Raw genomic sequence first — 22,838 nt, 5'->3', positions numbered from 1 at the left:
CCGCTGGCAGAGTGGCAGAATTAGCGCTAAGGTGAGGGTTATCCGGTTAGCACCCATTTTAGTCAAGGAGATCACATGAGTAACAACACCTATACGCCTCCCAAGGTGTGGACACACCAGCCCAGTAGCGATAACAAATGGGCCAATATTAATAGCCCTGAATCAGGTGCCAGATATGAACAGGCACTGCCCGTCGGCACACACCCTTTGCAGCTTTACTCGCTTGGTACACCAAACGGCCAAAAGGTGACTATTTTGCTGGAAGAATTGCTGGCCCTTGGGGTAGCCGAAGCCGAATACGATGCACACCTGATCAATATTGGAGAAGCTGAACAATTCTCGTCTGGTTTTGTTGCCGTCAATCCAAACTCTAAAATTCCCGCTCTGGTCGATAAATCAGGTGAAACAGAGGTCAATGTCTTTGAATCTGCGTCTATTCTCGTTTATTTGGCCGAAAAGTTTGGTCAGTTTCTCCCGTCTTCTGGAGTACAAAGAACAGACACCCTGAACTGGTTATTCTGGGCACAAGGCTCAGCCCCATTTTTGGGAGGCGGGTTTGGCCACTTTTACGCCTATGCGGACGACAAACAAGAATACCCCATCAACCGCTTTGCTATGGAAGCCAAGCGCCAGCTGGATGTATTAGACAGACAGCTGGCACACCACCAATATGTTGCAGGCGATCACTACAGTATTGCCGATATGGCTATCTGGCCCTGGTATGGCAATCTTGCTCTGGGCAAACTCTATGATGCCGGCGAGTTTTTACAGGTTGAGCAGTATACGCATGTGGTACGCTGGGCTAAACAGATTGAATCTCGCCCGGCCGTACAACGTGGCAGAATAGTCAACCGGACCTTTGGCGAACCACAAGAGCAACTCCCCGAGCGCCACAGTGCAGCAGACATTGACGCTGTACTGAATCAGTAAACAGGTCCTTTCAGGGCAAGCGCGCGGCTCTCGCGCCCTTGCCTTTTTAATCCCTTGCCATCCCTTTTTCCGGATGTGCCGGCACCTCACGCTCAATGTGATAAGAGCAATCCCTCAGAGTACGTGACAAATCACACAAATACAAATGACAATCATTTTTATTTGTGTTTTCATATGTAAATTAGATACCGATGCCTGTGCCCGTACCCTATGTTACTGACGAGGAAACCTTTTTATGCTGCAATCTTATCCCGCATTGAATGACACCACCAGCTTGCTTGAAAATGCACTCGCCCCATGGCAAACAGCAATCACCCAAGGCAACCTGGCTTTTGAAAGCCAGTCATTTTATTTAGCAAGAGATCAGTATCACAGTGCCCTCTATCTGGTCAGCAATTTAATCGAGTATTTTACTCATCAATACGATAGCCAGCTTCAGGAAGAAGCATTAGCACATTGCTGTCCAGCTTTTGTTGTGGCTGCACATAATCTGGCCGACTGCTATCTCGCCCTCTCAGAACCACACAAAGCTTGTGAACAGCTTATCAATGTGCACCTCTGTCTCACCCAGCTTTGCGACCATGCCAATCCTCAGATAGCGATGACTGCGATGCGTCATAGTCTGAGAACACGCGCGGAGCTAATACGGTTTATTAATTCCCATGAAGCGCACACCACCTTGGTTAGCTGGGCTACTCAGGTACTGGATGCACCACATTCAACGACTCATTTTCATTAACCAAAAGGAGAGAAGTATGGCGTTTACTCTGCCTGCATTACCTTATGCCTATGAGGCACTCGAACCGCATATCGATAGTAAAACGATGGAAATTCATCATACCTTGCATCATCAGACGTATGTCAATAAAGCCAATGCTGCACTCGCAGGGAGCGAGTTTGAGGATCAAACAAGTATCGAATTGCTCACCCATATTCGCGATCTGCCTGAAGCGTTGCACGGCGCCGTGCGTGACCACGTTGGTGGCCACAATAACCACTCTTTATTCTGGGAGATCATGTCACCACAGGGCGGACACTTGCATCAGGGCACGCTATCCGATGCGATTAACCATGCATTTGGTGACTTTGAGGCCTTTAAAGCCCAGTTTACACAAGCCGCTGTAAGCCGCTTTGGCAGTGGCTGGGCCTGGCTGGTGGTAAACGAACAGAAGCGCCTGGAGGTAACCAGTTCACTGAATCAGGACAGTCCGTTCATGGACGGGCTGACGCCTATTTTAGGCTTGGATGTCTGGGAGCACGCTTATTATCTGAAATATCAAAACCGCAGACCTGAGTATATTGAAGCATTTTATAAGGTGATCTACTGGCAGGAAGTGGAACGCCGTTTTATCGCCGCCGTTGAATAAATCACACAGACAAAAAAGCCAACGTAAGAACGCTGGCTTTTTCACTGACGACGCAGTTAAGGTTTCTGTGCCGCAATTGGCCCGTGTGGCAAGTCAACATGCGGGTTTTGCCCGCGCTGCCTGAGCAGGTGATCCATCAAGGTGATTGCCATCATGGCTTCTGCAATAGGAATCGCGCGGATCCCAACACAAGGATCGTGACGGCCTTTAGTGATCATTTCGACCGACTCATTCTGGGTATTAATGCTCTGACCCGCAATAGTGATACTTGAGGTCGGCTTAAGTGCGATGGAGGCAATGATATCCTGCCCGGTTGATATACCCGCCAGCACCCCCCCAGCGTGATTACTGGTAAAGCCCTCGGGGGTTAGCTCATCACGGTGCTCAGAGCCCTTCTGCTCAACCACATCAAACCCGTCACCAATCTCCACGCCTTTTACGGCATTGATACTCATCAGTGAATGTGCAAGCTCCGCATCCAGCCTGTCGAAAACCGGTTCGCCCAGACCAACAGGGACGCCTTTTGCAACCACTTTCACTTTCGCACCCACAGAGTCCCCCTGTTTTTTAAGGTCACGCATATATTCATCCAGCGCATCCAGTTTAGAGACATCAGGGAAAAAGAACGGGTTTTGTTCAACTTGCAACCAGTCAAATTGCTCAGCTTTAATTGGCCCTAATTGAGAAAGACAGGCATGGATCTCAACACCATGCACTTGCTTCAGGTATTTTTTGGCAATCCCCCCTGCTGCAACGCGGATCGCCGTCTCTCTGGCAGAAGAACGTCCGCCACCGCGATAATCACGATGACCATATTTATGCCAGTAGCTATAGTCACCATGACCAGGGCGGAAAACATCTTTGATTTTACTGTAATCTTTAGAACGTTGATCGGTATTCTCAATCAACAAACCAATACTGGTTCCGGTTGTTTTCCCTTCAAACACCCCTGAGAGTATTTTGATTTCATCTCCCTCGCGGCGTTGAGTCGTATAACGGCTCTGCCCCGGTTTGCGCCTGTCCAGGTCAACCTGTAAATCCGCTTCGTCCAGCTCAAGCCCTGCCGGGACACCATCCACAACGCCGCCCAGTGCGACGCCGTGGCTTTCTCCAAAGGTCGTTACCCTGAATAGTTGGCCTATGCTATTGCCTGCCATTGATTTTCCTCATTCCAAAAAAACACCATTGCGCTTCCCTGCTCACAGGAAAACGCTTAGTCGTTGAAGTAATCCAGTAATTGTTTTTTACTGATCACAAACACGCCCAGTCCACCGCGTTCGAATTCCAGCCAGGTAAACGGCGCGCCGGGATAAAGCGCTTCCATATGTACCATAGAATTACCCACCTCGACAAATAACAGGCCTTCCTCGGTAAGGTGTGCAGCCGCCTCTTGCAACAAGGTACGTGTCACATCCAGACCATCTTCTCCAGATGCCAGACCCAACTCTGGTTCATGATGAAACTCTTCAGGCAGGTCGGCCATATCTTCGGCATCAACATAAGGCGGGTTTGCGACAATCAGGTCATACTGTTGACCAGGCACACCACTAAATACATCGGACTGAATGGCAAATACCTGATCCTGAACCTGATGATCATTGATGTTTATTTCAGCAACGGCCAAGGCATCAAAAGAAATGTCTACTGCGTCAACCTGAGCCTGTTCAAATGCTTTTGCAAGTGCAATTGCAATACACCCGGAGCCAGTACACATGTCCAGAATACGAGTGACTTTTTCCGGCGACGCGAGCCAGGGCCTGAACTGAGCTTCGATCAGTTCAGCAAAAGGCGAGCGAGGCACCAGTACGCGCTCATCGACATAGAAAGGCAGCCCAGAGAACCAGGCCTGGTTTGTCAGATAAGCAACGGGAATGCGCTCATCGATACGCAGTCGAAGGTATTCCACCAGCCTGACTTTTTCGCTGTGCGTGAGCCGTGCGCTGGTGAGCTCTTTAGGCGCGTCAACGGGCAAATTGAGCAAAGGTAATACCAAGCTCACTGCTTCATCCCACGGGTTGTCGGTACCATGGCCAAAAAACACACCATTGCCAGCAAACTGACTGGCCGTCCAGCGTAACCAATCCTGAATGGTCACTAAATCCTGATAGGCTTCTTCAGCCATCGCCTGAGAAATAACAGAGTCACTCATGAGTTGTTCTCACTACTAATTGCATGGCGGCATTGTAACGGTTTTTAAGCTAGGTTTTTACGCTTTTTTTCTTTAAAATGTCGCCATGAACACAGATAAACCAAACTCACAACTGCCAGACGACGATTTTGCTCTGTTTCGAGAAGCAATATCAGGCACCAGTCAGTTCAAACAAGATACAGTGCAGCAAGCAAGACGCCAGACACGCTTCAAAGGTGAAGTAATCGCCGAGCAGAAGAAGCAACATCAGGCCGAATTCTACTTTTCGGACGAATATGTCCCGGACATAGACACCCATGGCACGGTTAATTACGTACGCCCGGGCGCCGACAAGTACCTCGCCAAGCAACTGCGCCGCGGTGATTATGCACCAGAGCTTATTCTTGATATGCATGGCATGAACAAAGAAACGGCTAAAGACGAGCTGGCAGCCTTGATCCATGCCTGTAAAAAACAGCATGTTGCCTGCGCCTGCGTGGTACATGGTATCGGTGAGCGTGTGCTAAAACACAAAATACCTCAGTACCTGGTCCAGCATCCGGATATACTGGCTATGCATCAGGCCCCGCTTGAGTATGGCGGCAAAGGCGCTGTGCTGATACTGGTGGACCTGCCACAAAGTATGGAGTTTCGCCGCTAATCGCAATAAGGGCAGCAGGCCACAGACACGCAGCTGCCCATTATACCAAATCTATCGCTGATAGCGGTATTGGCATTCCCCTGCACCATCCGTGTTCTGAGCGCGCCCTTCCTCCAGCTGCATTACCCATTCGACAAAATGCACTACCGATAGTTTGTTTTAACACCCTGCTCACCAAGCTAGCGACACGGTAACAAATACGTTATATTGCCAGTTAATCTGACCATTTATATTGCAACATTTACTCTCATACCATGAATGAACTTTTAAGCTCAGATTTGAGCATCCTACTCCTGGAGCCGTCCCAGACACAAAGGCGGATCATCAGTAACGAACTTCAGGAAGAAGGGATCCAAAATATCGAGTGTGTAGATACACTTGCTGCTGCCATGGAAAGCCTGAATAACAGTAAACCTGATTTGGTGATCAGCGCTTTGTATCTGCCTGATGGCGAAGCACTGACGTTATTGCAGCATATCCAAACGACCCTGTCTGACCACCACTTGCCCTTTATGCTGGTATCCAGTGAAACCCGAAGACTGCAGCTGGAAGCATTCAAGCAGTCCGGGGTGGTTGCGATTCTGCCCAAGCCATTTAACAAAACCCACCTGGGTAAAGCGATCAATGCCACTTTGGATATTTTGTCTCCGGAAGAACTCGAGCTGGACTTGTATGACATTCAGGAGTTACGGATCCTGGTCGTAGATGATTCACGCCTGGCACGTAATCACATCCGTCGGGTACTCAACAACCTGGGCGCTACGCGGATCAGCGAGGCAGAACATGGTGCAGAAGCCCTGTCCATCCTTGAAGATACTATGTTTGACTTGATCATCACAGACTACAATATGCCAGAGGTCAATGGTCAGGAGCTTGCTGAAGCCATTCGTAACTCCAATGAGCATAATCATGTGCCCATCCTGATGGTATCTTCTGAAGCGAACGAAACCCACCTGGCGAATATTGCGCAGTCCGGAGTGAATGCATTATGTGACAAGCCGTTCGAACCCCAAGTCGTGAAACAATTGATCTATCAGTTGCTTGAACAAAATTAACCAAAAGTTAGTTAAGATAACCACTCCACTGGTCAAAATTGCAATTTACATTTTGACCAGTACACCACAGGAAAATAAAAACCCTTAACATTCAACACCATAAAATTATTTCCGAAGCTGGCACAACCTTTGTAACAGTTAGAACGACTAACTCATTAAAGTATCGTTACTAACCCAAAAGGAACCAGACCATGAAAACTGCCACCCAACTTAGCATCCTAGTTTTTACTCTTGGCATGAGCACCAGTTCATTTGCAGCGGGCAACACCAGCGTCACAGCAAGTGTCAACGCCAGTACTGCAGCCAGCCTTAGCTCTATGGCGACTGTAAGCACAGACAGTGGCTCAGTCACTCAGGAAGTACTCAGCGACATTAAATCTCATGTCAGCAAAGCGATTAAGGCAAACCTGATTGAGCTTAAAGAAAGCACCAAAGCCACACTGATAAAGTCTTTCACGCCAGAGCACAAAGAAACACGTCAAGAAAAAGATAAAGGACAATAAGATGCTGAATGAAATAACACTGTTGAGCTTGCTGGTTACACCCGTTATCAGTTTAGTACTGGCATATGGTTCGGTTGAATTGATTAGACTGATCAACCACAAGTGGTCGATAGGGCGTGCATCATGATTGAGCGAGACTGGGTATTGTATCAACCTACAGTAACTCATGACCTGGCTTGTGGATTGACACAACCACCAACGATTTTGAAGGTCACTCGCTCAGCACTGTGCAATAGCAAATACTATGCTTTTCTATCCACGACATTACCTTGCCTCTACAAGGGCGGCATGAATAAGCGGAGTGATATAAAAAAACCCGCACAAGGCGGGTTTCTTAACTAAACAACGCTGAACTTACAGGTCGCCTTCGTTTTCAGACAGGAACTTAGCAACACCTTCAGGGCTTGCGTCCATACCTTTTTTACCTTCAGTCCAACCAGCTGGACATACTTCACCGTGCTCTTCGTGGAACGCCAGCGCGTCAACCATGCGCAGCATTTCATCGATGTTACGGCCAAGAGGTAGATCGTTTACTACCTGGTGGCGTACGTTACCTTCAGAGTCAATCAGGAAAGAACCACGGAAAGCAACACCTGCTTCTGGGTGCTCAACGTCATATGCCTGACAGATTTCGTGCTTCACGTCAGCAACCAGGTCATATTTAACCGGACCGATACCACCTTCGTTTACTGGGGTGTTACGCCATGCGTTGTGAGAGAACTGAGAGTCGATAGATACACCGATCACTTCAACACCACGCTTTTGGAATTCTTCGTAACGCTTGTCAAATGCGATTAGCTCAGAAGGACAAACGAAAGTGAAGTCTAGTGGGTAGAAGAAAATAACCGCTTTCTTACCTTTGATACGCTCATGTAGATTGTAACCATCTACGATTTCACCGTTACCTAAAACTGCAGCTGCTGTAAAGTCAGGTGCCTTGCGGCCTACTAATACACCCATTGTTATCTCCAAATAGTTAGTTTGAGTTCCAAAGTCTCACAATCACACAAAGCTACGTCCCCTGTCAGGTTATGCATTTCTGTATCACTGCGAATTGTCACTTATTATTGAGGCGTTTTATAAAAAAACAACCCCTATACCAGATGGTATTATTTGGCGCTCAGTTTATGCTGTTCCTTCAAAAGGATACAATCGAATTATCCGATAGCAGCCATCTAATAAATTGATGGTGCAGTAAATAGCCGATATGCCGCCCTTGCAGACACAAAAAAAGCACCCTGAGGTGCTTTTTATCGTCGGACAATCAAACTTAGTCCATAATATCGTCAGGCATGTCGCCACGTAATTGCTGCCAGATTTCACCAGAACGGTGACCATAACGACGCATCAGCGTGATTGCTCCATCGTGTTCGCCTTTTTCAGCCAGCGCGGTGAGTTCAGCGTAGAATTCACGTGCCAGTTCACGGGTGCGCGGATCTGAGAAATAATGGCAACCAATCTTAGAGTACAATCCTTTAAACCCATTGAGGATCAGTACATAAATTTTGTTGTTGCCAGCGCTGGCAAGTTGATGATGAACCCGATAATCATATTCAGCAAAAGCTTCCGCCGTATCGGCCACTTCTGCGTGCTTAGACAGAATATCAATCACAGACTGCGGGTTAAACTTAATCGCGGCACGGGTATAAATTGCGCTGATGTTAGTGCGTGCAGACAGAAGTTGATCGGTTAACTCAGGCACTTTATCTTCATCCAGGCGTGCCAGAGTCTCTAGAATATTCAGACCAGACGTTTCCCAGAAGTTATTAACCCGTGTAGGTTTACCATGCTGGATGGTCAACCAACCATCACGCGCAAGGCGTTGTAAAACTTCTCGTAATGTGGTGCGAGTGACACCGATAAGCTCTGACAGCTCGCGTTCGGCTGGTAAAATGGAGCCCGGAGGAAATTCGCCATTCCAAATCGACTCTACAATGTACTCCTCAGCAAAACCTGCTGGGCTCTTGGCTTTAAAGATTCTCATTTAGCACCACTTTTGACAACATAAGGTACGTCGACAAGCCTGCGCTTATGTGCGTAGCACACCAACAGGCTTCTGCAACTCAATAATCCACTGATTGTACCAGATGATTTGCAACTAACAAGGCATATCTGAAAGCAAGCTAAGTGCTTCCCAATAATAGGCGCAACCCCGGTATTTTAGCCGTCGCAAACACTAAATTCTTCACGACTTTATTAATCCATTAATAATATTATGTAACATATTGACATAACAATCTGTATGGACCAATTATAAATACAAATAATAAAGCGCTAAGGAATAAGCATGACATACAACATCCAAGAGAAAATGTTGCCTGCGGCACTTCTACTCAGTGTACTTTCAGCCCCTCAGGCAAAAGCAAATGATGAAACAACTCTTCTCAAAGAACGCTATCAGCAAGCACTGCCAAATATACAAGAGTTTTCGGAGCTTGTGCATAGGGTACGCTACTTTTACCCAAATGCAGCAAATAGCGAAACACAATGGGACTATTTCTTACGACATAGTATCCGTGAGATGGTTAAACAGCCTGAGGCACTTCAACTCAGTTTTGCCCTGCAACAGCTAAAAACAGTAACACCGCTTTTAACCACCAACCAATCGAGCTTGCCAGTGCCGGGGGTAACGGACTCTGTGAACACCTGGTATAATTTCGGTGCCCGGGATTATCGCTTCTATACCCGTCGCCTGATAAGTGGCGACTATCAGACACTCAGTAATGAGGGCTTTTTTCCCCCTACACCTGTTTATACCGATCGCTATGACGGCACCCCCCTGTACTGGCCGCTATACCTCCCCCAGGAGCAGGCGAACTCTGGCAGTGCTTATACTCAGCAAGAAGAACAAGTATCGCTTGAAGACCCTGCAACATGTATGGCAGCACTCAGTTCAATTTGGGCCGAACTAACACACTTCTGGCCTTATTTCGAGCAAGTTGATGTTGACTGGGCCAACAGCCATCCACGCCTGCTCGGCGCTTGTCTCAAAGACAGCCAGCAAAGAACCCACATTATGAGACAAACATTCACCAAGCTACAGGACAATCACCTCTGGATTGGACAGCCAAAGCAATATCGCGATGTTCAGGGTTACAGCTTGCCAATTTCACTTGACTATATCGATGACAAAGTCATTGTAACCAACAGAATCCCTTACCTTACGCTGCAAGTCAATATCGGGGATGAGTTGCTTGCAATCGAAGGTACAGATGCGCGTCAATTGGTCAATAGCCTCAAGGATATAACATTCACCAGTGAGCACATCGCCAACAGTGCCGCTGCGCGCAGGTTGCCGTTTATGTACGGTGAACCTAAGTTAATCGATCTTACATTCAGAACGACACAAGGCCGGGTAATTAATACTACGACAGCGTCAATTCACAGAGACGTCATGGGCCCATACGATCGTGATGATACATATGGTCCACTATTGAGGCATTTGGACAATGGTGTCGTCGTTTTTCGAGCCGTGGATGTGACAACCCAGGAACAACTGCAACAAGCACGTGACGTTTTACAAAATGCGCAAGCCATCGTACTGGATATGCGCGGCTATCCGAGTAACCTGTGGTTTACGCGCAGTGCATTGTCTCTATTTACTGACCGTTATACACGTACAGGCCCGTTTGTGATCGAAACACAACGATTACCCAATCGGGCACTGCCTTATCAGGAAGATATTCCCCTAACACTTGAGGACACACCGAAACTAATTGACGCACCTGTCGTGGCACTTTCCGATAGAACCAACATCAGTGCCGGTGAGCATGTACTCCAGTGGATCCAGGCAATGAATATCCCTATTGTAGGGGAAGTTACCATGGGAATTAACGGAGATATCATGATGGGATCAGTTTTTGGTGGCTTTCAGAATGGCGGGATCTCATTTAAATACACAGGCCTTCGGGCGGATCAGCTGAATGGCGATAAGCTCATAGGCGTAGGGATCCAACCCGATGTCAAAGTCAGTCAAACACAGGCATCCATTGCGCAAAATGACGATATCATTCTTCGCAAGGCGCTTGAAGTACTCGAGCAACTGTAACAATGCTCTGTTTGCAGGGTCGTACTTGTATAGTATGCCCCTGCTTAAGCCATGTGGGATTTGTATCAGAAGTTCGGTTTAACTCCCACTCCCTGAACCACAGCGGCCATTCCCGTGTGGTAGCGACCTTCCACTACCGAACGTTCCAGTTGCTCAATGTGAGTCCACTTTACTCCCCTTAACTCTTGGGCCAACTGAGCCGCAGTGAGCATGGTATCAACATCCTTTCCACCACCCGTACCAAATTGAATTTGCTCTGGTGAGTAAGCTTCTGTCAAAAACACCCCACCCGGTACCAGAGCCTGTACTACTCGCTGGTGCAGCTTCGCACGCAATCCCTGACCAAGCGGCGCAAAAATAGCGATGATGTTGTCCCATTGTTCGCGACCGAGGTCAAAGCTTGCCAGATCTGCCTGAATAAACTTGATAGATACGCCGGATGCCTGAGCTAACTGTTGCGCTTTTTCTATGCCTTTAATCGAGGCATCCACTGCCGTTACGTTAAAACCCAGTTTTGCCAGATAAACCGCATTACGACCTTCTCCTTCGGCCAGGCTCAGCACTTGCTTGCCTTTCAGTTGTTTTACCTGTGCCTTTAGAAAGTCGTTTGGCTCTGTGCCGTAAGCGTAATCAGATTCAGCAAAACGCGTGTCCCACATCGGATCAAAATTCATCACAGTCTCCTCTCGTCAAGTGATACAAACCATGCTACAACTTAAAGTCGACTTTAGGTCAAGACCCTATAATCAAATGAGTTCACATAAAAGAGAAACACATGGATATCGCAGATGTTGCCAGGGCCTCCGGGCTCAAACCTTCCACCCTCAGATACTATGAACAAAAAGGATTGATCCGCAGTGCCGGGCGCCATGGACTGCGCCGTTACTACGACACCACAGTGCTGGAGAGATTAGCGCTGATCAACCTCGGGCGCTATGTTGGTCTTTCTCTGGAAGAAATTAGCCATATGTTGCTGCCAAACGGAGTGGACGTAGACCGAGCCCTGCTGCGCCAAAAAACCGCTGAAATGGATAAGCAAATAGCGACGATGCAAGCCATCAGAGAAGGCCTTCACCACGCAGCAAATTGCCCGGCCCCTAACCACCTTGCCTGCCCAACCTTTCAACGCCTGCTTAAGCTGGCAGGTAAACGCCTGAAACCGCAACAGAGTAAGCTTTAGCATCTTTACAAAGGAGTCTAAACGCAAAGAAAAAGATTTTCTTGCATTTATTATCAATGAGTTAGCCTAAAATCATGCAGCACGCTGGCATTAAAAACTGTCAATTCCGGCCAGATTAGGCGGCTGACAAAATAAACCATGATAGCGTTGTGACATCACTTGTTTATAAAAGATGTCATCATGACACAATCCAGACACACTTTGCTCGACGTTATCAGAGGTACCGCCCTGCTCGGCATTTTGCTGATGAATATTCGTCTTTTCTCCGAGCCTTACGCGGCTTATTTTTCACCGCTGGCATATACGGATCAGTCACCTTTGGGGTATATCTGGTGGTGCGCTCAATACTTGTTTGCTGATCAGAAGTTTATGGCTATTTTCTCTATGCTGTTTGGGGCCAGCACAGCCCTTATCTGCGATAAAATGATACAGGCAGGTTACTCTCCATATGGGTATTATCTCAGGCGACTATTAGTCTTACTGGCCATTGGCCTGGTACATGCCTATCTGATCTGGCATGGCGACATCCTGGTCTACTACGCACTGTGTGGAGTTTTTCCTCTACTGTTTATTCGGTTGCCAGCTAGTTTTACTTTGCTCTCGGGGCTGATATTGCTGACGATAGGGAGTGCCAAGAGCCTGGCAACGTATAACGTACTTCTGGCGTTGCCCGAGCCAATATTAACTCAGGTTATTACTGAGCATTTTGCCCATTCGGCGCTCGTCAGCAAGCCTGAGATCGACGCCTTTACCGGCAACTGGTATGCACAGTTGAACATGCGGATGGCGTTGGCCAGCGAGTTTCATCTTTCAACTTTTCCCAGCTGGGGAATTTTCAGGGTATCCGGCCTGATGCTCATTGGCCTTGCCCTGTATCGTTCTGGATTTCTCTGTGGCAAGCTGGGTGATCGCTTTTATGGCTGGTTTGCGCTGTGCACTATACCTGTTGGCACCACTTTGTCACTGATTGGTTTGTGGCTGAATCACCTGCAGCATTGGTCGTTTCCTCACTTCTTCTTTAAGCACGCTCTTTGGAATTACTGGGGTGCTATTGTGACAGGGTGTGGCTACATCGCTTTACTGACTTGGATCAGCCAAAGACAGTGGCTGAGGACATTACGTCATGCTTTGAGCCAGGTTGGACGCATGGCGTTAAGTAACTATTTGCTGCAAAGCCTGTTATGTACAGTGTGGTTTTATGGACTGGGAGGTTTTGCCGCAACGCGGGCCTGGGAAGCCATGAGTGTCATTGCAGTTGTTTGGATGATACAACTACAGGCCTCTCGCCTATGGTTAAAACATCATTCATCCGGGCCCATAGAGCGATTGTGGCGTTGGCTGTCTAAGTGCTGATTGACGCCCATTCTCCATTTCGCCGGAGTGATCTGGCGAAACTTTTTAAATGCCGCATAAAACGCGGCTCGAGTGCCAAACCCCGATTGGTAAGCAATTTCCTCTACTGACTGAGTCGTCTCTTCCAGCAATTGTGTGGCATGGGTGACCCGAAAGCGATTGATATAATCATGATAACTGGTGCCTAAATGCTCATTAAGCAATTGTGATAAATTATGGGTATTGAGGCCTACTTGCCGTGCTAGCGCAGACAGCGTCAGTTCATTGCTTAAATAGGGTTGCTCATCACGGATCAGCTTATCAAGCTTGCGCGCATAGTAGTTCGCCAGCTCTGGCGTCAAACCAGACTTTTGATACTTGTCAGCGACCGCCTGCTTTTGCCGCTCAGTATAGAATACCCTGGGTGAGCGGATCACACACCTGGCTACCAAAAGTAAAAATAACTGCAGAGCCCCATTGAGAAAAGCTCGGTGATGTGTCACCTGCAGGTGTGTTGTTGCCAGAGCAATATAATAAGTCACTTCCACCAGCAAAATGGTCATGTTAAGCCAACACAAACGATGCAACCAGACAAGTAACGCGGGTTGTGGCTCATTACTAACCCGACTAAGCTTAACTGTCGCCCGCCGTAACTGCACACTGGCCACAATGACAAACCCCAGCTCAACTGGCGCAATCAACCTGTAAGCATCTGTTCTGCTTATTAGCGGTGCCATAATTAATTCACCTTCCACCAGCAACACATGCAGCAATAGCAGCCCGGCTGGCATGAACATCAAGGCGAGCTGGATTGGGCGTGCCTGCCGGTGGGGTATCTGAGCCGTCACATAAAGGTAGAAGAGCGGACCAAGCATCAGCGCCAGTGGCACAATAAACTGATGCAAAGTGTCACCGGGACCCGTGGCCATATCCAACAGTTGCACCACCCCAATTAACGCAAAATAGCCAAGCAGGTAATGAGTGCTGTTGCGCTGCTTAAATGGTAACGACAAAGAGATAAAGACGAATAACAAACTGGTTGTCGCACTACTCACCAGCACTAACTCATGCAGAAGCACCTTCCCCTCCCCGACTGGTAGTAGCGAATGACATAAATAACATACTTGCAGATGACTCTGGTGCCGCTTTCAGCGGGCTAACACTCTGCGCAACGTTTCTCAGACTAAGGAGTTTAGACAAAGTAACCACAGTCTGGAAATAGAGAACAACAATAACCAGGCTAGTGATATTTACCATGAATACAGACATCAACCTTTGCGCTTTTGTTCTGCCTTCTTAAATACTCTGTGCCCGTTCTAAGCTGTGTGGATTATCACGTAACAGATTCTGCAATGACAAAAACAGCGGCTCAGGCAGTGAATCCGGAGAAAACCAGCGCCACTGCAGGCATTTCCCCGGCTCCAGCAATTGCGGCTCTCCATTCACGCACTCGCCCGTCACAAACAAGGTGATGTAATGCTTGCCGTCAGATTCAAATACATCATTGGTGTAATCAAGCTTGGTCACCTGAGCCAGCGTCAGGCCGGTTTCTTCTAATACTTCGCGGCGCGCACACTGCTCTACGCTTTCTCCCATTTCAAGATGACCTCCTGGTGTTGCCCAGGTGTGTGCCCCGTGCGACCCAATACGCTCACCCAGTAAAATTTTCCCCTGACGCTTAATCACCACGGCGACACCTACACGCACAACTGACTGCATTACTTTCTCCCTCACTTATCGGTTGGCGTGAAGATACCATACTTTGTGCCCAAAACGCGTCTGTTCCGGAAACTTATATTCTGTTCAGCAGTCAAACCGCACGACTAATCTGAAACCAGTTGCCCGGATGCATCGACACAGCCATAATAGTGGGCAAAAAAAGGAACACCTATGTTAAATAAACTTGCTGAATTTTCTCGCACCCGCCTTGCCTGGGGTGCACTGTTTTTCTCGGCTTTCGTGCTTGAAGTGATCGCCTTGTATTTCCAATATGCGATGGGGCTGGAGCCTTGCATCATGTGTATTTACCAGCGCACTGCGGTACTGGGCATTGTTGCAGCTGGCCTGATCGGTCTGACATCACCGACTAGCCTGCCTGTGAGACTTCTGGCCATGAGCTGTTGGGGCGTTTCAGCCATTTGGGGCTGGCTGTTAGCGAAAGAACATATCGCTATGCAGACCACCACAGATCCGTTTGCGTTTACCTGTGACTTTGTACCTAACTTCCCAAGCTTTATGCCCTTACATGAGTGGCTGCCAGCCTTCTTCGCGGCGACCGGAGATTGTGGTAATATTGACTGGTTTTTTGCGGGACTTTCGATGCCGGGCTGGATGGAAGTGATTTTTGCACTTTACAGCATCAGCTTTATCGCGTTTGCCGCCGTATTTGTTGTTAGAAGATGAGAGATAAATGGTTTTCAGACTGAGTAAACTGGCCGAATTAGATGGCTTTGCACTGCGCGATAAGCAACGTATTAAAGCGTTGGCACTGGCGCAGTTACCCTCTTCGCAAAAGGTCCTGCTCAACATTGCCAAGCTGATGTTGCTCACTCCGCTGTTTATGGCGCTCGCGTTTATACACGGCTGGTTATTGTTACCCGTCTTACTCCTGTGTGGGCTGGCTTATCCACTACTGACCGTGCCGCTGGAGATCCAGTTTGCCAAGCCCTATCTGCGTCAGGCAATTACAGAGTTTAACAAAGGTCAGGCATAAAAAAGTGGTGCACAGCACCACTTCTCTACTCGTCAGTCATACAGATTAAGCGCGGCAATCCGGCCCTTTGCTTAACTCTTCACACCAAACCGTCCAGGGTTTTGTTGTATAGCCGCCGCCCACCTGCGGGGTGTTAGCCATCGCCAACTGTTGGTGTTGTTCATTAAGGCGTTTTAGTTTGCTGGTTTTTAATTGTAGTTTCATTATTTCGCTTCCTTTTTTGGTTATTGTTTCAACACCATAAAATCACAAAGCTTTCGTTAGCCGCAAGTTCAAAAAACAGACAAATGTTACAAGGTGATGCTACTGACATATTCCTTTCACATTATTGCGATTTACTATCCCCCTTGGACCTTGAATTTAGCAAACAGTCCAACGAGCTGGTTTATTGCTGCTATAATCAAGTGCAATGACCCACCCGTTTGGGTCACCAGAGCTGCTTGTTCCTCCAGGGAGTTGGAATAAACGCCATCATTTGGGTACTCAATGAAAAACAGACTCCCTTATATCGCAAGCTTCTGTGCACTGATTAGCGCCGCCCCGAGTGCTCACACGGCACCAGACAGTGACAATGATGTATTCGCGCTGTCTATTGACGAGCTAATGGAAGTGACCGTTGAGGCACGTAAAGTTAAAGAAAATGCACTGACCATACCGGTTTCGATTTCTGTGATGTCGGAGCAATTTTTGCGTGAGCGCAATCTTAATACCCTGCTTGAGGCCGCTTACTTTATCCCTAATATTGATGTCACCACCGTAGGCGAAAACTCCGGCTGCACACACTGCGCGAACATTACAATCCGGGGGATCGGCCAGGTGGACCCTTTACCCACGGTCGACCCCAGTGTGGGCCTCTATCTTGATGGTGTCTATTACGCTCGCTCAGCTGGCGGGATCTTTGACCTGTATGATGTCCGGCAGATAGAAGTATTAAGAGGACCACAGGGCGCAATTTTCGGCAAAAACACCATAGGTGGTGCCGTCACAATTTACACCCACGACCCCGCTCCTGACACATTTGCTGATGGAGAGGTCACTTTGGGCGCGTTTCAGCGCCGGGATGCGCGTTTGCGTGCCAACGTCGCATTGAACGAGTCGCTGACCAGTCGCTTCACCTTTACCCACCTCAACCGGGATGGTTTTGTCAAACGTGCCAATGGTGAATTTGAAGGAGGGCAAGACGAGTGGGCAGCTACCGCCAAGTTTCGCTACCAAATCAGCCCTAAGTTAACCGCCCAGCTGTCTTTGGATCAACGTCGGATCAAATCAGGGTCAGCGCCTTCGATACTCGCTGCCAAAAACGATCAGGCCGACTTGCTTGTGCTATACAATGATTTGGTTACCCAAAGTAGTATCTCTGAGCCCTACCCTGCATTGCAGATATTTGACGGTGCACACCAAAGCGCTTCTTTGGGCACAAACTTTAATTCCCTGGATCAATCAGGCGCACAGCTTTCTGTCGAATGGCAAACACCGCAACACTGGCAGCTTAAATCTCTGACAGCCTATCGAGAGTTCTATGCGACATATGGTCGAGACTTTGATAACAACCCCGCAGTCATAGGCGATACTCAGGATTTTCAGCGTCAGTTTCAATTTAGTCAGGAGCTGCATATCAGCGGCAGTACCTTAAACGACCGGATGCAATGGTTAGTGGGCTTATTCCATTTTGATGAATCCATTAAACACTTAACTGATCTGGTATTCATCGGGGGCCTTTATCAGGCGCTGGAAAGTGTACCGGGCCCGCTGGATGGCTCACCGCTCAGTAACCCCACCAGCATAGGTGGTCCGGGCAACCCGCTCAACATCGGGCTGGATATAGACAGTGGCTTTGATAACCAGGTCGAGATCCAAAGCACAGCGATTTTTACTCATGCCAAATACGCCTTAACACAACACTGGGCCTTCCACCTCGGAGGCAGATTGACATTTGAGGACAAGATGCAACAGGTCCAAAGTGACGCCGATAATGCCGGTGTTATCTTAATCGACAGAACATACCAAACCCTGGGTCAAAAACATGGCGGCCCCATTACTCGCAGCTGGCGGGTATTTTCTCCACAAGGCGGAGTAGAATATCATTTCGATGACAGACAATTCGTTTATCTGAGCGCCTCCCGGGGATTTAAATCTGGTGGCTTTAACGGCATTCCGAACTCGCCGACTTCAGCTCAACCCTTTGACCCTGAATACCTTACAGCGTATGAACTGGGATATAAAACCACTCTGTTTGATGACACTTTACAGCTCAGTCTGGCAGCGTTTGATATGCAACACAAAGCCATGCAGCTGCGAGGTGGTCAGTCTACCGACGCGGGGCTTGAGATCTTCATCGACAACGTGGGCGAAACCAGTATTCAGGGCATTGAAGTCAGTTTCGAGGCGCTTCCCGCACACGACTGGCGTTTTTCAGGTAATCTGTCTTACACCGATGCACAATTTGACTCTGTAGGCACGGCCACACAAGTTACAACAGACAGTAAACTCATGCGCTCACCTCGCTGGACAGCAGCATTGGGGGTGCGTTATCACTGGTCGAATGCCAGTCTTAGTGCTCCGATTAAATTTGGTCTGGACTGGGCATTTCGCAGTAAAACCTATAACGATGTCTTTAATACAGAGCTTGGTGCACAGGGTAGCTTTGCTTTAGTTAATGCACGTGTCAGCCATGCAGTCACTGAGCAGATGGAGGTTGCCCTGTTTGTTCGCAACCTTATGGATAAGCGCATACTCATTGGCGGGAATGACTTCACTGAAGTATTTGGTGTCGCAGAGCATTACCTGGCCCCGCCCAGAGAGTGGGGTCTGTCCCTGAGATACCAGTTTTAAAGACCGAATATGATGACAAATACTAACCCCCTTCTGTTTATCACTGTGATGTTCCTGAGCATCAGCCTGTGCTCTGCAGCAGCGGCTCAGCTTCAGTTGCTCAGTGATGATCCGTTAGATATCAAGATGGTGTTTTCAGATCAGGCGCTGGATATATCAACTGACTCCAATAACCTAGTTTTTGACTACATTGCGCAAAAAACACCGGGGTTTATCCGTCCACCTCTGTTGCTGGCACCGGGCACCCGTATTGATCAGTTACTGCAAAGTACCTTGCCTTTTTGTGCACTAAACCGGATCAAAACGCAACGCAGAGCAAAACAATATCTGTTCAGCTTACCGGTACACCTATATCCCAGTCATCGGCTATATTTTTTGCCATTAAACATTGAATTATCCCCTTTTCTCAATGCTCAAGGGCAGCTGACCGAGCTCAATGCGTTATTAAAAGCTCACCCGAGAACCACTTTACTGACGGAAGCTCAACGCTCTTATGGAGATTATCTTGATGTGCAACTAGGCCAAATAGACAAAGCACAATTGATCCGACGCCCGGGCGGAGACAGTTACAAAGCCACTGTCACTATGTTCGAAAGAGGCAGAGCCAGTTTTATTCTTACCTATCCAACCACGATGCAACGCTATGCCAGCCAGTTGACACTCAATCAGGTGCATAGCCTGGAAATCGCCAACAACCCGCCGTTTGTACTCGGCCACATTGCATGTTCAGACACCCCAGAGTCCAGGCAGTTCCTTAAAACCGTCAATGAAGCACTGAGTCATTTGTACCAACAAGAGGACTTTTTAGCGCTGCACCTGCGTTACTTACCAAACGCAGAAAGAGCTTATTTCAGGAAGCAAATCGAACAGCAGATAGCCAAAGCGCTGGGTTATTATCAGATGACACAAAATAATATCGACATTAAAAAAGAGCAGCCTGAGCCGCTCCTGGAGATGAACAAACAACACTGAGTCTATGCTAAAATGCGACCTTTCCTTTTAGCTTGGCAAGCATGTTGACACCTATCCCGTTAACCCGCAAAAGCGCGTCCATATCCTGAAAATCACCCGCTTCCTCTCGTGAGCGAATAATGGCTTCGGCTTTTTTCTGGCCAATACCAGGTAAGCGTATCAACTCCTCAACGGTGGCACGGTTTACATTTACCACAGCATCAGCAACTTGCTGTGTCTGTGCAGGCGCTTGCTCTGGTTGAGCCATAACCGGAAGTGCGGCGGACAATGCCAATGTAGCTAAAAGTGTTTTGATATTCATAATCAGATCCCTCAAGTTTAGATTCCATTTCTTTGTGCGTTCACATCAATGTATATGCACAGTTAAAATAAAGTAAACATCATCAATTATGTCAAAATTATGTCTGCGTTTTTCAGTTGCTTTTTTTTCATACAGAACTAAAAATAGCAACTCAACCTCTGAACGAACACGAACTTTTTGCTGGCGGCCTAGTCGTAATATGGCTGTACAAGTTGAGCAGCCCACATTCTCAGAGTTCAGGTATTTATGCCAGCAACTAAAGAATGTAAATGAAGGATGCCTAGGTACAGATGGGCCATACTAATGCATAATAGTGCTTTATCAGTTGTAATTATTAACGAGACAAGTTACTGTATATAAAAACAGTGTTCGTGGAGAGTGATCATGGCGGTTATCGTAAAGTATGTGGTAGAAAGAAATGGAGTAGAGCGTATGACATTTACCAGCAAAAAAGAGGCTGATGCTTATGATAAAATGCTGGATGTTGCAGAAGCGCTTGAAGGCATGTTAGAGAAAGTGGACGTTCCGCTTAGTGAGCAGCAAGTTGAATCGCTGGCACTTGAAATTGCCAAACAAAAAGACGACTTTATGGCTATTCTAAAAGGCACTAAAGTGCCGTCAAAGAAAGACAACGAAGAAAAGCCAGCCGGTAAAAAAGGTGACGATGATAAGGTCACGGCAATCAAACAAGCCTGATACCAAATGACTTAATTAGGTCACAAAAAAAGCCAGTTTTCTCACAGAATACTGGCTTTTTAAATTCAGTTGAATTTATTTAAGCACGGTCGCAACGGCATCTGCAAAGTAATCGATGTTATCTTTGCTTACACCTGCAACGTTTACGCGGCTCGAGCCGACAATGTAAATTGAATACTCTTCGCGTAGTCTGTCAATTTGTGCTTTATCTATACCAAGGAATGAGAACATACCATTTTGGCACTCAATGAAAGAGAAGTCCTGCGCTGTGCCTTTTGCATTCAGGTTGTCTTTGATCAAGCTGCGTAGACCGTTAATTCGATCACGCATTTCAGCCAGTTCCTGGTGCCATTCCTGAGTCAATTCCTCACTGCCCAGGATGGTATTCACAATGTCTGCACCATGTGCCGGCGGCATAGAGTAAATACTACGCACAACACTCAGTAACACTGAGTTAGACACATCCGCAACCGCAGCATCTTTAGCGATAAATGAACAAGCCCCAATACGCTCACGGTATAAACCAAAATTCTTAGAACATGAAGAGCAGATTAACAGCTCGTCAACGGTTGCAGCCAACAGGCGTAGTCCCTGCGCATCTTCTTCCAGACCACTGCCAAAGCCTTGGTAGGCGATATCAATCAGTGGTGTAAAGCCCACGTCTTTGGCCAGCTCTGCAACTGTCTTCCATTGTTCTGCGTTTAAATCCATCCCACTTGGGTTATGACAACACGCATGAAGCAGTACTACATCACCTTTCGGTACTTGCTTCAGTGCATCTATCATTTCATCGAACAATAACCCTTTGTTCTCATAATCATAATATGGATACTCTTTAACCTGTAAGCCGGCTGCCTCAAACAAGCTAATATGGTTTGCCCAGGTAGGAGTTGTCACCCATACCGTGGCATTGGTATTACAACGCTTGATAAATTCAGCCGCAACGCGCAAAGCACCTGTGCCGCCCGGCGCCTGCGCTGTTCTGACACGATTAGCCAGCAATGCAGGGTGATCATTACCCAGTAGCAACTTTTCCATTTTATCGCAGTAATCCAGGTTACCCGCTAAACCAATGTAAGATTTAGTTGTTTCATTCTCCAGACGAAACGCTTCAGCCTTTTTTACCGCCTTCAGAACCGGGGTATGACCCTGCTCGTCTTTGTACACCCCAACCCCTAGGTCAATCTTATTCGGGTTAGTATCTTTTTTATAGGCGGCCATCAGGCCCAGGATTGGATCCGTCGGAAGTGGTTTTAGTTCTGAAAACATGGTTCTCTCTTTTCCTAATTAACGTAAACGAGGTTTTCTGGCTCGTTTGTCACGGGGTTAACTCTGGGCTCATATTAACATAAGTTGTAATGAAGACGAGCCTGCTTAGCGTGGAAGATACTCAATCGCACGAAGACAAGCGGCAACTAAAACTGCCAGTTTGTATTCATCAAAGCACTCTTGCTCAAAAGCTTCTGCATCAATGATCCCAAGGCACCGGCCTTGCGTGTCTAATAATGGCAAACACACCTCAGCCTGCACTTTTGGATCGCAGGTGTAATACTCACCGCCATTGGCGACATAATCTGGAATGTTATTGATCACTCGAGCTTTTTCAGACAAAAAGGTTTGAATATTATTTGACGTTGCTGCAAAAGCGTCTGTAATCGGGAACAGAGGTCGACTTGGTGCACCATAGTAAGCCAGCTTCAGTAGCTGCTGTAAACCATCGGCCTCCCTGGCTTGATAAATACCGAACCAGTCGACTCCTGTGGCCGTTTTAACGTATTCAGCTATTGCCTGTAATCGGGATAAATTGTGCTCACTTTCGCGATTTTGGCTGACATATTGCGCAAGTAGAAAAGGCGCTTCCTGCAAATGGCCAAACAGGCTGCAACTACCTCCCTCGCCCAGTTCAGGGATTTGATACGACCATATTGCATCAAAGGTATGGGTTTCAATATACGCATCCAGCTCCGCAAGCTGACCCGCTACGGCGCTTTCACTAATGGATAAATTACTATGAGATAGATAAGCAGAAATCATTTGGCCATCCAAACATCTAAATATCCATTGAATTTAACACGGAAGGCTGTGCTATGCCAGCGTGTTGTCAGAATATTTTATTTTAA

General features: G+C 47.6%; 26 protein-coding genes. 15 read left to right on the top strand and 11 right to left on the bottom strand.

Translation table 11 applies throughout. The features are described 5' to 3' along the window. The first annotated feature begins 75 nt into the window (after positions 1–75). The 3 genes from yghU to ACXAH1_RS08000 all read left to right on the top strand — a co-directional run bounded on the left by yghU (position 76) and on the right by ACXAH1_RS08000 (position 2,297). Positions 76–930, top strand: coding sequence for a glutathione-dependent disulfide-bond oxidoreductase (yghU, locus tag ACXAH1_RS08010; protein WP_475195632.1), 855 nt, complete (start codon positions 76–78; stop codon positions 928–930). A 235-nt stretch (positions 931–1,165) separates the two neighbouring features. Further along, on the top strand, positions 1,166–1,669 hold the full coding sequence (locus ACXAH1_RS08005; protein WP_475195629.1) for a hypothetical protein: 504 nt from the start codon (positions 1,166–1,168) through the stop codon (positions 1,667–1,669). Positions 1,670–1,685: 16 nt separating this feature from the next. Next, complete coding sequence (locus ACXAH1_RS08000; protein ID WP_475195627.1) at positions 1,686–2,297, top strand: superoxide dismutase; 612 nt, start codon at positions 1,686–1,688, stop codon at positions 2,295–2,297. 56 nt (positions 2,298–2,353) lie between these two features. On the opposite strand, the gene aroC is transcribed toward ACXAH1_RS08000, so the two are convergent. Beyond that, positions 2,354–3,454 (bottom strand): chorismate synthase, encoded by a 1,101-nt coding sequence (gene aroC / locus ACXAH1_RS07995; protein ID WP_475195624.1) that lies wholly within the window; start codon positions 3,452–3,454, stop codon positions 2,354–2,356. 56 nt (positions 3,455–3,510) lie between these two features. Further along, entirely contained in the window at positions 3,511–4,446 is a 936-nt protein-coding gene (prmB, locus tag ACXAH1_RS07990; protein WP_054014070.1) for a 50S ribosomal protein L3 N(5)-glutamine methyltransferase, read from the bottom strand. 85 nt (positions 4,447–4,531) lie between these two features. Between prmB and smrB the strand changes: the two genes are divergently transcribed. The 4 genes from smrB (at position 4,532) to ACXAH1_RS07970 (ending at position 6,771) form a co-directional block, all read left to right on the top strand. After that, positions 4,532–5,086, top strand: a complete 555-nt coding sequence (smrB, locus tag ACXAH1_RS07985; protein ID WP_475195617.1) for an endonuclease SmrB — start codon at positions 4,532–4,534, stop codon at positions 5,084–5,086. A 254-nt stretch (positions 5,087–5,340) separates the two neighbouring features. Further along, complete coding sequence (locus tag ACXAH1_RS07980; protein ID WP_054014072.1) at positions 5,341–6,141, top strand: response regulator; 801 nt, start codon at positions 5,341–5,343, stop codon at positions 6,139–6,141. 191 nt (positions 6,142–6,332) lie between these two features. Continuing rightward, positions 6,333–6,644 (top strand): hypothetical protein, encoded by a 312-nt coding sequence (locus tag ACXAH1_RS07975; protein ID WP_475195610.1) that lies wholly within the window; start codon positions 6,333–6,335, stop codon positions 6,642–6,644. Position 6,645: 1 nt separating this feature from the next. Continuing rightward, entirely contained in the window at positions 6,646–6,771 is a 126-nt protein-coding gene (locus ACXAH1_RS07970) for a hypothetical protein (RefSeq protein ID WP_475195605.1), read from the top strand. A 227-nt stretch (positions 6,772–6,998) separates the two neighbouring features. Here the strand turns inward: ACXAH1_RS07970 and ACXAH1_RS07965 are convergent, their stop codons facing one another. Both ACXAH1_RS07965 and fadR read right to left on the bottom strand, forming a co-directional pair. After that, a complete protein-coding gene (locus tag ACXAH1_RS07965; protein WP_010382361.1) occupies positions 6,999–7,604 on the bottom strand; it encodes a peroxiredoxin C in 606 nt (201 codons plus the stop codon). A 310-nt stretch (positions 7,605–7,914) separates the two neighbouring features. After that, positions 7,915–8,628 (bottom strand): fatty acid metabolism transcriptional regulator FadR, encoded by a 714-nt coding sequence (fadR, locus tag ACXAH1_RS07960; RefSeq protein WP_253044034.1) that lies wholly within the window; start codon positions 8,626–8,628, stop codon positions 7,915–7,917. A gap of 303 nt (positions 8,629–8,931) precedes the next feature. Between fadR and ACXAH1_RS07955 the strand changes: the two genes are divergently transcribed. After that, the gene (locus ACXAH1_RS07955) at positions 8,932–10,692 is read left to right on the top strand and encodes a S41 family peptidase (RefSeq protein ID WP_475195592.1); all 1,761 of its coding nucleotides are present in this window, start codon (positions 8,932–8,934) and stop codon (positions 10,690–10,692) included. 65 nt (positions 10,693–10,757) lie between these two features. Here the strand turns inward: ACXAH1_RS07955 and ACXAH1_RS07950 are convergent, their stop codons facing one another. Then, the gene (locus tag ACXAH1_RS07950) at positions 10,758–11,366 is read right to left on the bottom strand and encodes a class I SAM-dependent methyltransferase (protein WP_475195587.1); all 609 of its coding nucleotides are present in this window, start codon (positions 11,364–11,366) and stop codon (positions 10,758–10,760) included. A gap of 101 nt (positions 11,367–11,467) precedes the next feature. Between ACXAH1_RS07950 and ACXAH1_RS07945 the strand changes: the two genes are divergently transcribed. Together ACXAH1_RS07945 and ACXAH1_RS07940 are read left to right on the top strand one after the other, a co-directional pair. After that, positions 11,468–11,872, top strand: coding sequence for a helix-turn-helix domain-containing protein (locus ACXAH1_RS07945; RefSeq protein ID WP_475195581.1), 405 nt, complete (start codon positions 11,468–11,470; stop codon positions 11,870–11,872). 180 nt (positions 11,873–12,052) lie between these two features. Beyond that, the gene (locus ACXAH1_RS07940) at positions 12,053–13,225 is read left to right on the top strand and encodes a DUF418 domain-containing protein (RefSeq protein ID WP_475195576.1); all 1,173 of its coding nucleotides are present in this window, start codon (positions 12,053–12,055) and stop codon (positions 13,223–13,225) included. On the opposite strand, the gene ACXAH1_RS07935 is transcribed toward ACXAH1_RS07940, so the two are convergent. After that, positions 13,174–14,283 (bottom strand): helix-turn-helix domain-containing protein, encoded by a 1,110-nt coding sequence (locus ACXAH1_RS07935; protein WP_475195571.1) that lies wholly within the window; start codon positions 14,281–14,283, stop codon positions 13,174–13,176. The genes ACXAH1_RS07940 and ACXAH1_RS07935 overlap by 52 nt on opposite strands. Before the next feature lie 217 nt (positions 14,284–14,500). After that, entirely contained in the window at positions 14,501–14,923 is a 423-nt protein-coding gene (locus tag ACXAH1_RS07930) for a nucleotide triphosphate diphosphatase NUDT15 (RefSeq protein WP_253044025.1), read from the bottom strand. Between the two features lie 171 nt (positions 14,924–15,094). Between ACXAH1_RS07930 and dsbB the strand changes: the two genes are divergently transcribed. Both dsbB and ACXAH1_RS07920 read left to right on the top strand, forming a co-directional pair. Beyond that, positions 15,095–15,607, top strand: coding sequence for a disulfide bond formation protein DsbB (gene dsbB / locus ACXAH1_RS07925; RefSeq protein ID WP_475195567.1), 513 nt, complete (start codon positions 15,095–15,097; stop codon positions 15,605–15,607). Between the two features lie 7 nt (positions 15,608–15,614). Beyond that, positions 15,615–15,917, top strand: coding sequence for a hypothetical protein (locus tag ACXAH1_RS07920; RefSeq protein WP_475195565.1), 303 nt, complete (start codon positions 15,615–15,617; stop codon positions 15,915–15,917). Positions 15,918–15,962: 45 nt separating this feature from the next. On the opposite strand, the gene ACXAH1_RS07915 is transcribed toward ACXAH1_RS07920, so the two are convergent. Then, the gene (locus ACXAH1_RS07915) at positions 15,963–16,121 is read right to left on the bottom strand and encodes a hypothetical protein (protein WP_253044019.1); all 159 of its coding nucleotides are present in this window, start codon (positions 16,119–16,121) and stop codon (positions 15,963–15,965) included. 282 nt (positions 16,122–16,403) lie between these two features. Here ACXAH1_RS07915 and ACXAH1_RS07910 point away from each other — a divergent pair, with 282 nt between their 5' ends. Together ACXAH1_RS07910 and ACXAH1_RS07905 are read left to right on the top strand one after the other, a co-directional pair. Further along, entirely contained in the window at positions 16,404–18,749 is a 2,346-nt protein-coding gene (locus tag ACXAH1_RS07910; RefSeq protein ID WP_475195562.1) for a TonB-dependent receptor, read from the top strand. A gap of 9 nt (positions 18,750–18,758) precedes the next feature. Then, a complete protein-coding gene (locus ACXAH1_RS07905; protein ID WP_475195560.1) occupies positions 18,759–19,721 on the top strand; it encodes a hypothetical protein in 963 nt (320 codons plus the stop codon). Between the two features lie 7 nt (positions 19,722–19,728). Here the strand turns inward: ACXAH1_RS07905 and ACXAH1_RS07900 are convergent, their stop codons facing one another. Then, on the bottom strand, positions 19,729–20,022 hold the full coding sequence (locus tag ACXAH1_RS07900) for a ComEA family DNA-binding protein (protein ID WP_475195558.1): 294 nt from the start codon (positions 20,020–20,022) through the stop codon (positions 19,729–19,731). Positions 20,023–20,406: 384 nt separating this feature from the next. Here ACXAH1_RS07900 and ACXAH1_RS07895 point away from each other — a divergent pair, with 384 nt between their 5' ends. Continuing rightward, entirely contained in the window at positions 20,407–20,718 is a 312-nt protein-coding gene (locus ACXAH1_RS07895) for a YebG family protein (protein WP_253044004.1), read from the top strand. 75 nt (positions 20,719–20,793) lie between these two features. Here ACXAH1_RS07895 and ACXAH1_RS07890 read toward each other — a convergent pair whose 3' ends face one another. Continuing rightward, positions 20,794–21,987, bottom strand: coding sequence for an amino acid aminotransferase (locus tag ACXAH1_RS07890; RefSeq protein WP_475195555.1), 1,194 nt, complete (start codon positions 21,985–21,987; stop codon positions 20,794–20,796). A gap of 105 nt (positions 21,988–22,092) precedes the next feature. Beyond that, positions 22,093–22,752 carry a GAF domain-containing protein gene (locus tag ACXAH1_RS07885; RefSeq protein WP_475195552.1) on the bottom strand — a complete coding sequence of 220 codons (660 nt, stop codon included), beginning with the start codon at positions 22,750–22,752 and terminating at the stop codon, positions 22,093–22,095. Positions 22,753–22,838 lie beyond the last annotated feature (86 nt).

The sequence above is a fragment of the Pseudoalteromonas sp. AWH4_217 genome (genome assembly GCF_056161105.1).
Note: the sequence above shows the minus strand (reverse complement) of the source record. Positions and strands in the feature narration are given on the sequence as shown.

Coding starts and splice junctions, on each gene's coding strand:
- yghU (WP_475195632.1), top strand. CDS start 76: ATGAGTAACAACACCTATACGCCTCCCAAGGTGTGGACACACCAGCCC.
- ACXAH1_RS08005 (WP_475195629.1), top strand. CDS start 1,166: ATGCTGCAATCTTATCCCGCATTGAATGACACCACCAGCTTGCTTGAA.
- ACXAH1_RS08000 (WP_475195627.1), top strand. CDS start 1,686: ATGGCGTTTACTCTGCCTGCATTACCTTATGCCTATGAGGCACTCGAA.
- aroC (WP_475195624.1), bottom strand. CDS start 3,454: ATGGCAGGCAATAGCATAGGCCAACTATTCAGGGTAACGACCTTTGGA.
- prmB (WP_054014070.1), bottom strand. CDS start 4,446: ATGAGTGACTCTGTTATTTCTCAGGCGATGGCTGAAGAAGCCTATCAG.
- smrB (WP_475195617.1), top strand. CDS start 4,532: ATGAACACAGATAAACCAAACTCACAACTGCCAGACGACGATTTTGCT.
- ACXAH1_RS07980 (WP_054014072.1), top strand. CDS start 5,341: ATGAATGAACTTTTAAGCTCAGATTTGAGCATCCTACTCCTGGAGCCG.
- ACXAH1_RS07975 (WP_475195610.1), top strand. CDS start 6,333: ATGAAAACTGCCACCCAACTTAGCATCCTAGTTTTTACTCTTGGCATG.
- ACXAH1_RS07970 (WP_475195605.1), top strand. CDS start 6,646: ATGCTGAATGAAATAACACTGTTGAGCTTGCTGGTTACACCCGTTATC.
- ACXAH1_RS07965 (WP_010382361.1), bottom strand. CDS start 7,604: ATGGGTGTATTAGTAGGCCGCAAGGCACCTGACTTTACAGCAGCTGCA.
- fadR (WP_253044034.1), bottom strand. CDS start 8,628: ATGAGAATCTTTAAAGCCAAGAGCCCAGCAGGTTTTGCTGAGGAGTAC.
- ACXAH1_RS07955 (WP_475195592.1), top strand. CDS start 8,932: ATGACATACAACATCCAAGAGAAAATGTTGCCTGCGGCACTTCTACTC.
- ACXAH1_RS07950 (WP_475195587.1), bottom strand. CDS start 11,366: ATGAATTTTGATCCGATGTGGGACACGCGTTTTGCTGAATCTGATTAC.
- ACXAH1_RS07945 (WP_475195581.1), top strand. CDS start 11,468: ATGGATATCGCAGATGTTGCCAGGGCCTCCGGGCTCAAACCTTCCACC.
- ACXAH1_RS07940 (WP_475195576.1), top strand. CDS start 12,053: ATGACACAATCCAGACACACTTTGCTCGACGTTATCAGAGGTACCGCC.
- ACXAH1_RS07930 (WP_253044025.1), bottom strand. CDS start 14,923: ATGCAGTCAGTTGTGCGTGTAGGTGTCGCCGTGGTGATTAAGCGTCAG.
- dsbB (WP_475195567.1), top strand. CDS start 15,095: ATGTTAAATAAACTTGCTGAATTTTCTCGCACCCGCCTTGCCTGGGGT.
- ACXAH1_RS07920 (WP_475195565.1), top strand. CDS start 15,615: ATGGTTTTCAGACTGAGTAAACTGGCCGAATTAGATGGCTTTGCACTG.
- ACXAH1_RS07915 (WP_253044019.1), bottom strand. CDS start 16,121: ATGAAACTACAATTAAAAACCAGCAAACTAAAACGCCTTAATGAACAA.
- ACXAH1_RS07910 (WP_475195562.1), top strand. CDS start 16,404: ATGAAAAACAGACTCCCTTATATCGCAAGCTTCTGTGCACTGATTAGC.
- ACXAH1_RS07905 (WP_475195560.1), top strand. CDS start 18,759: ATGATGACAAATACTAACCCCCTTCTGTTTATCACTGTGATGTTCCTG.
- ACXAH1_RS07900 (WP_475195558.1), bottom strand. CDS start 20,022: ATGAATATCAAAACACTTTTAGCTACATTGGCATTGTCCGCCGCACTT.
- ACXAH1_RS07895 (WP_253044004.1), top strand. CDS start 20,407: ATGGCGGTTATCGTAAAGTATGTGGTAGAAAGAAATGGAGTAGAGCGT.
- ACXAH1_RS07890 (WP_475195555.1), bottom strand. CDS start 21,987: ATGTTTTCAGAACTAAAACCACTTCCGACGGATCCAATCCTGGGCCTG.
- ACXAH1_RS07885 (WP_475195552.1), bottom strand. CDS start 22,752: ATGATTTCTGCTTATCTATCTCATAGTAATTTATCCATTAGTGAAAGC.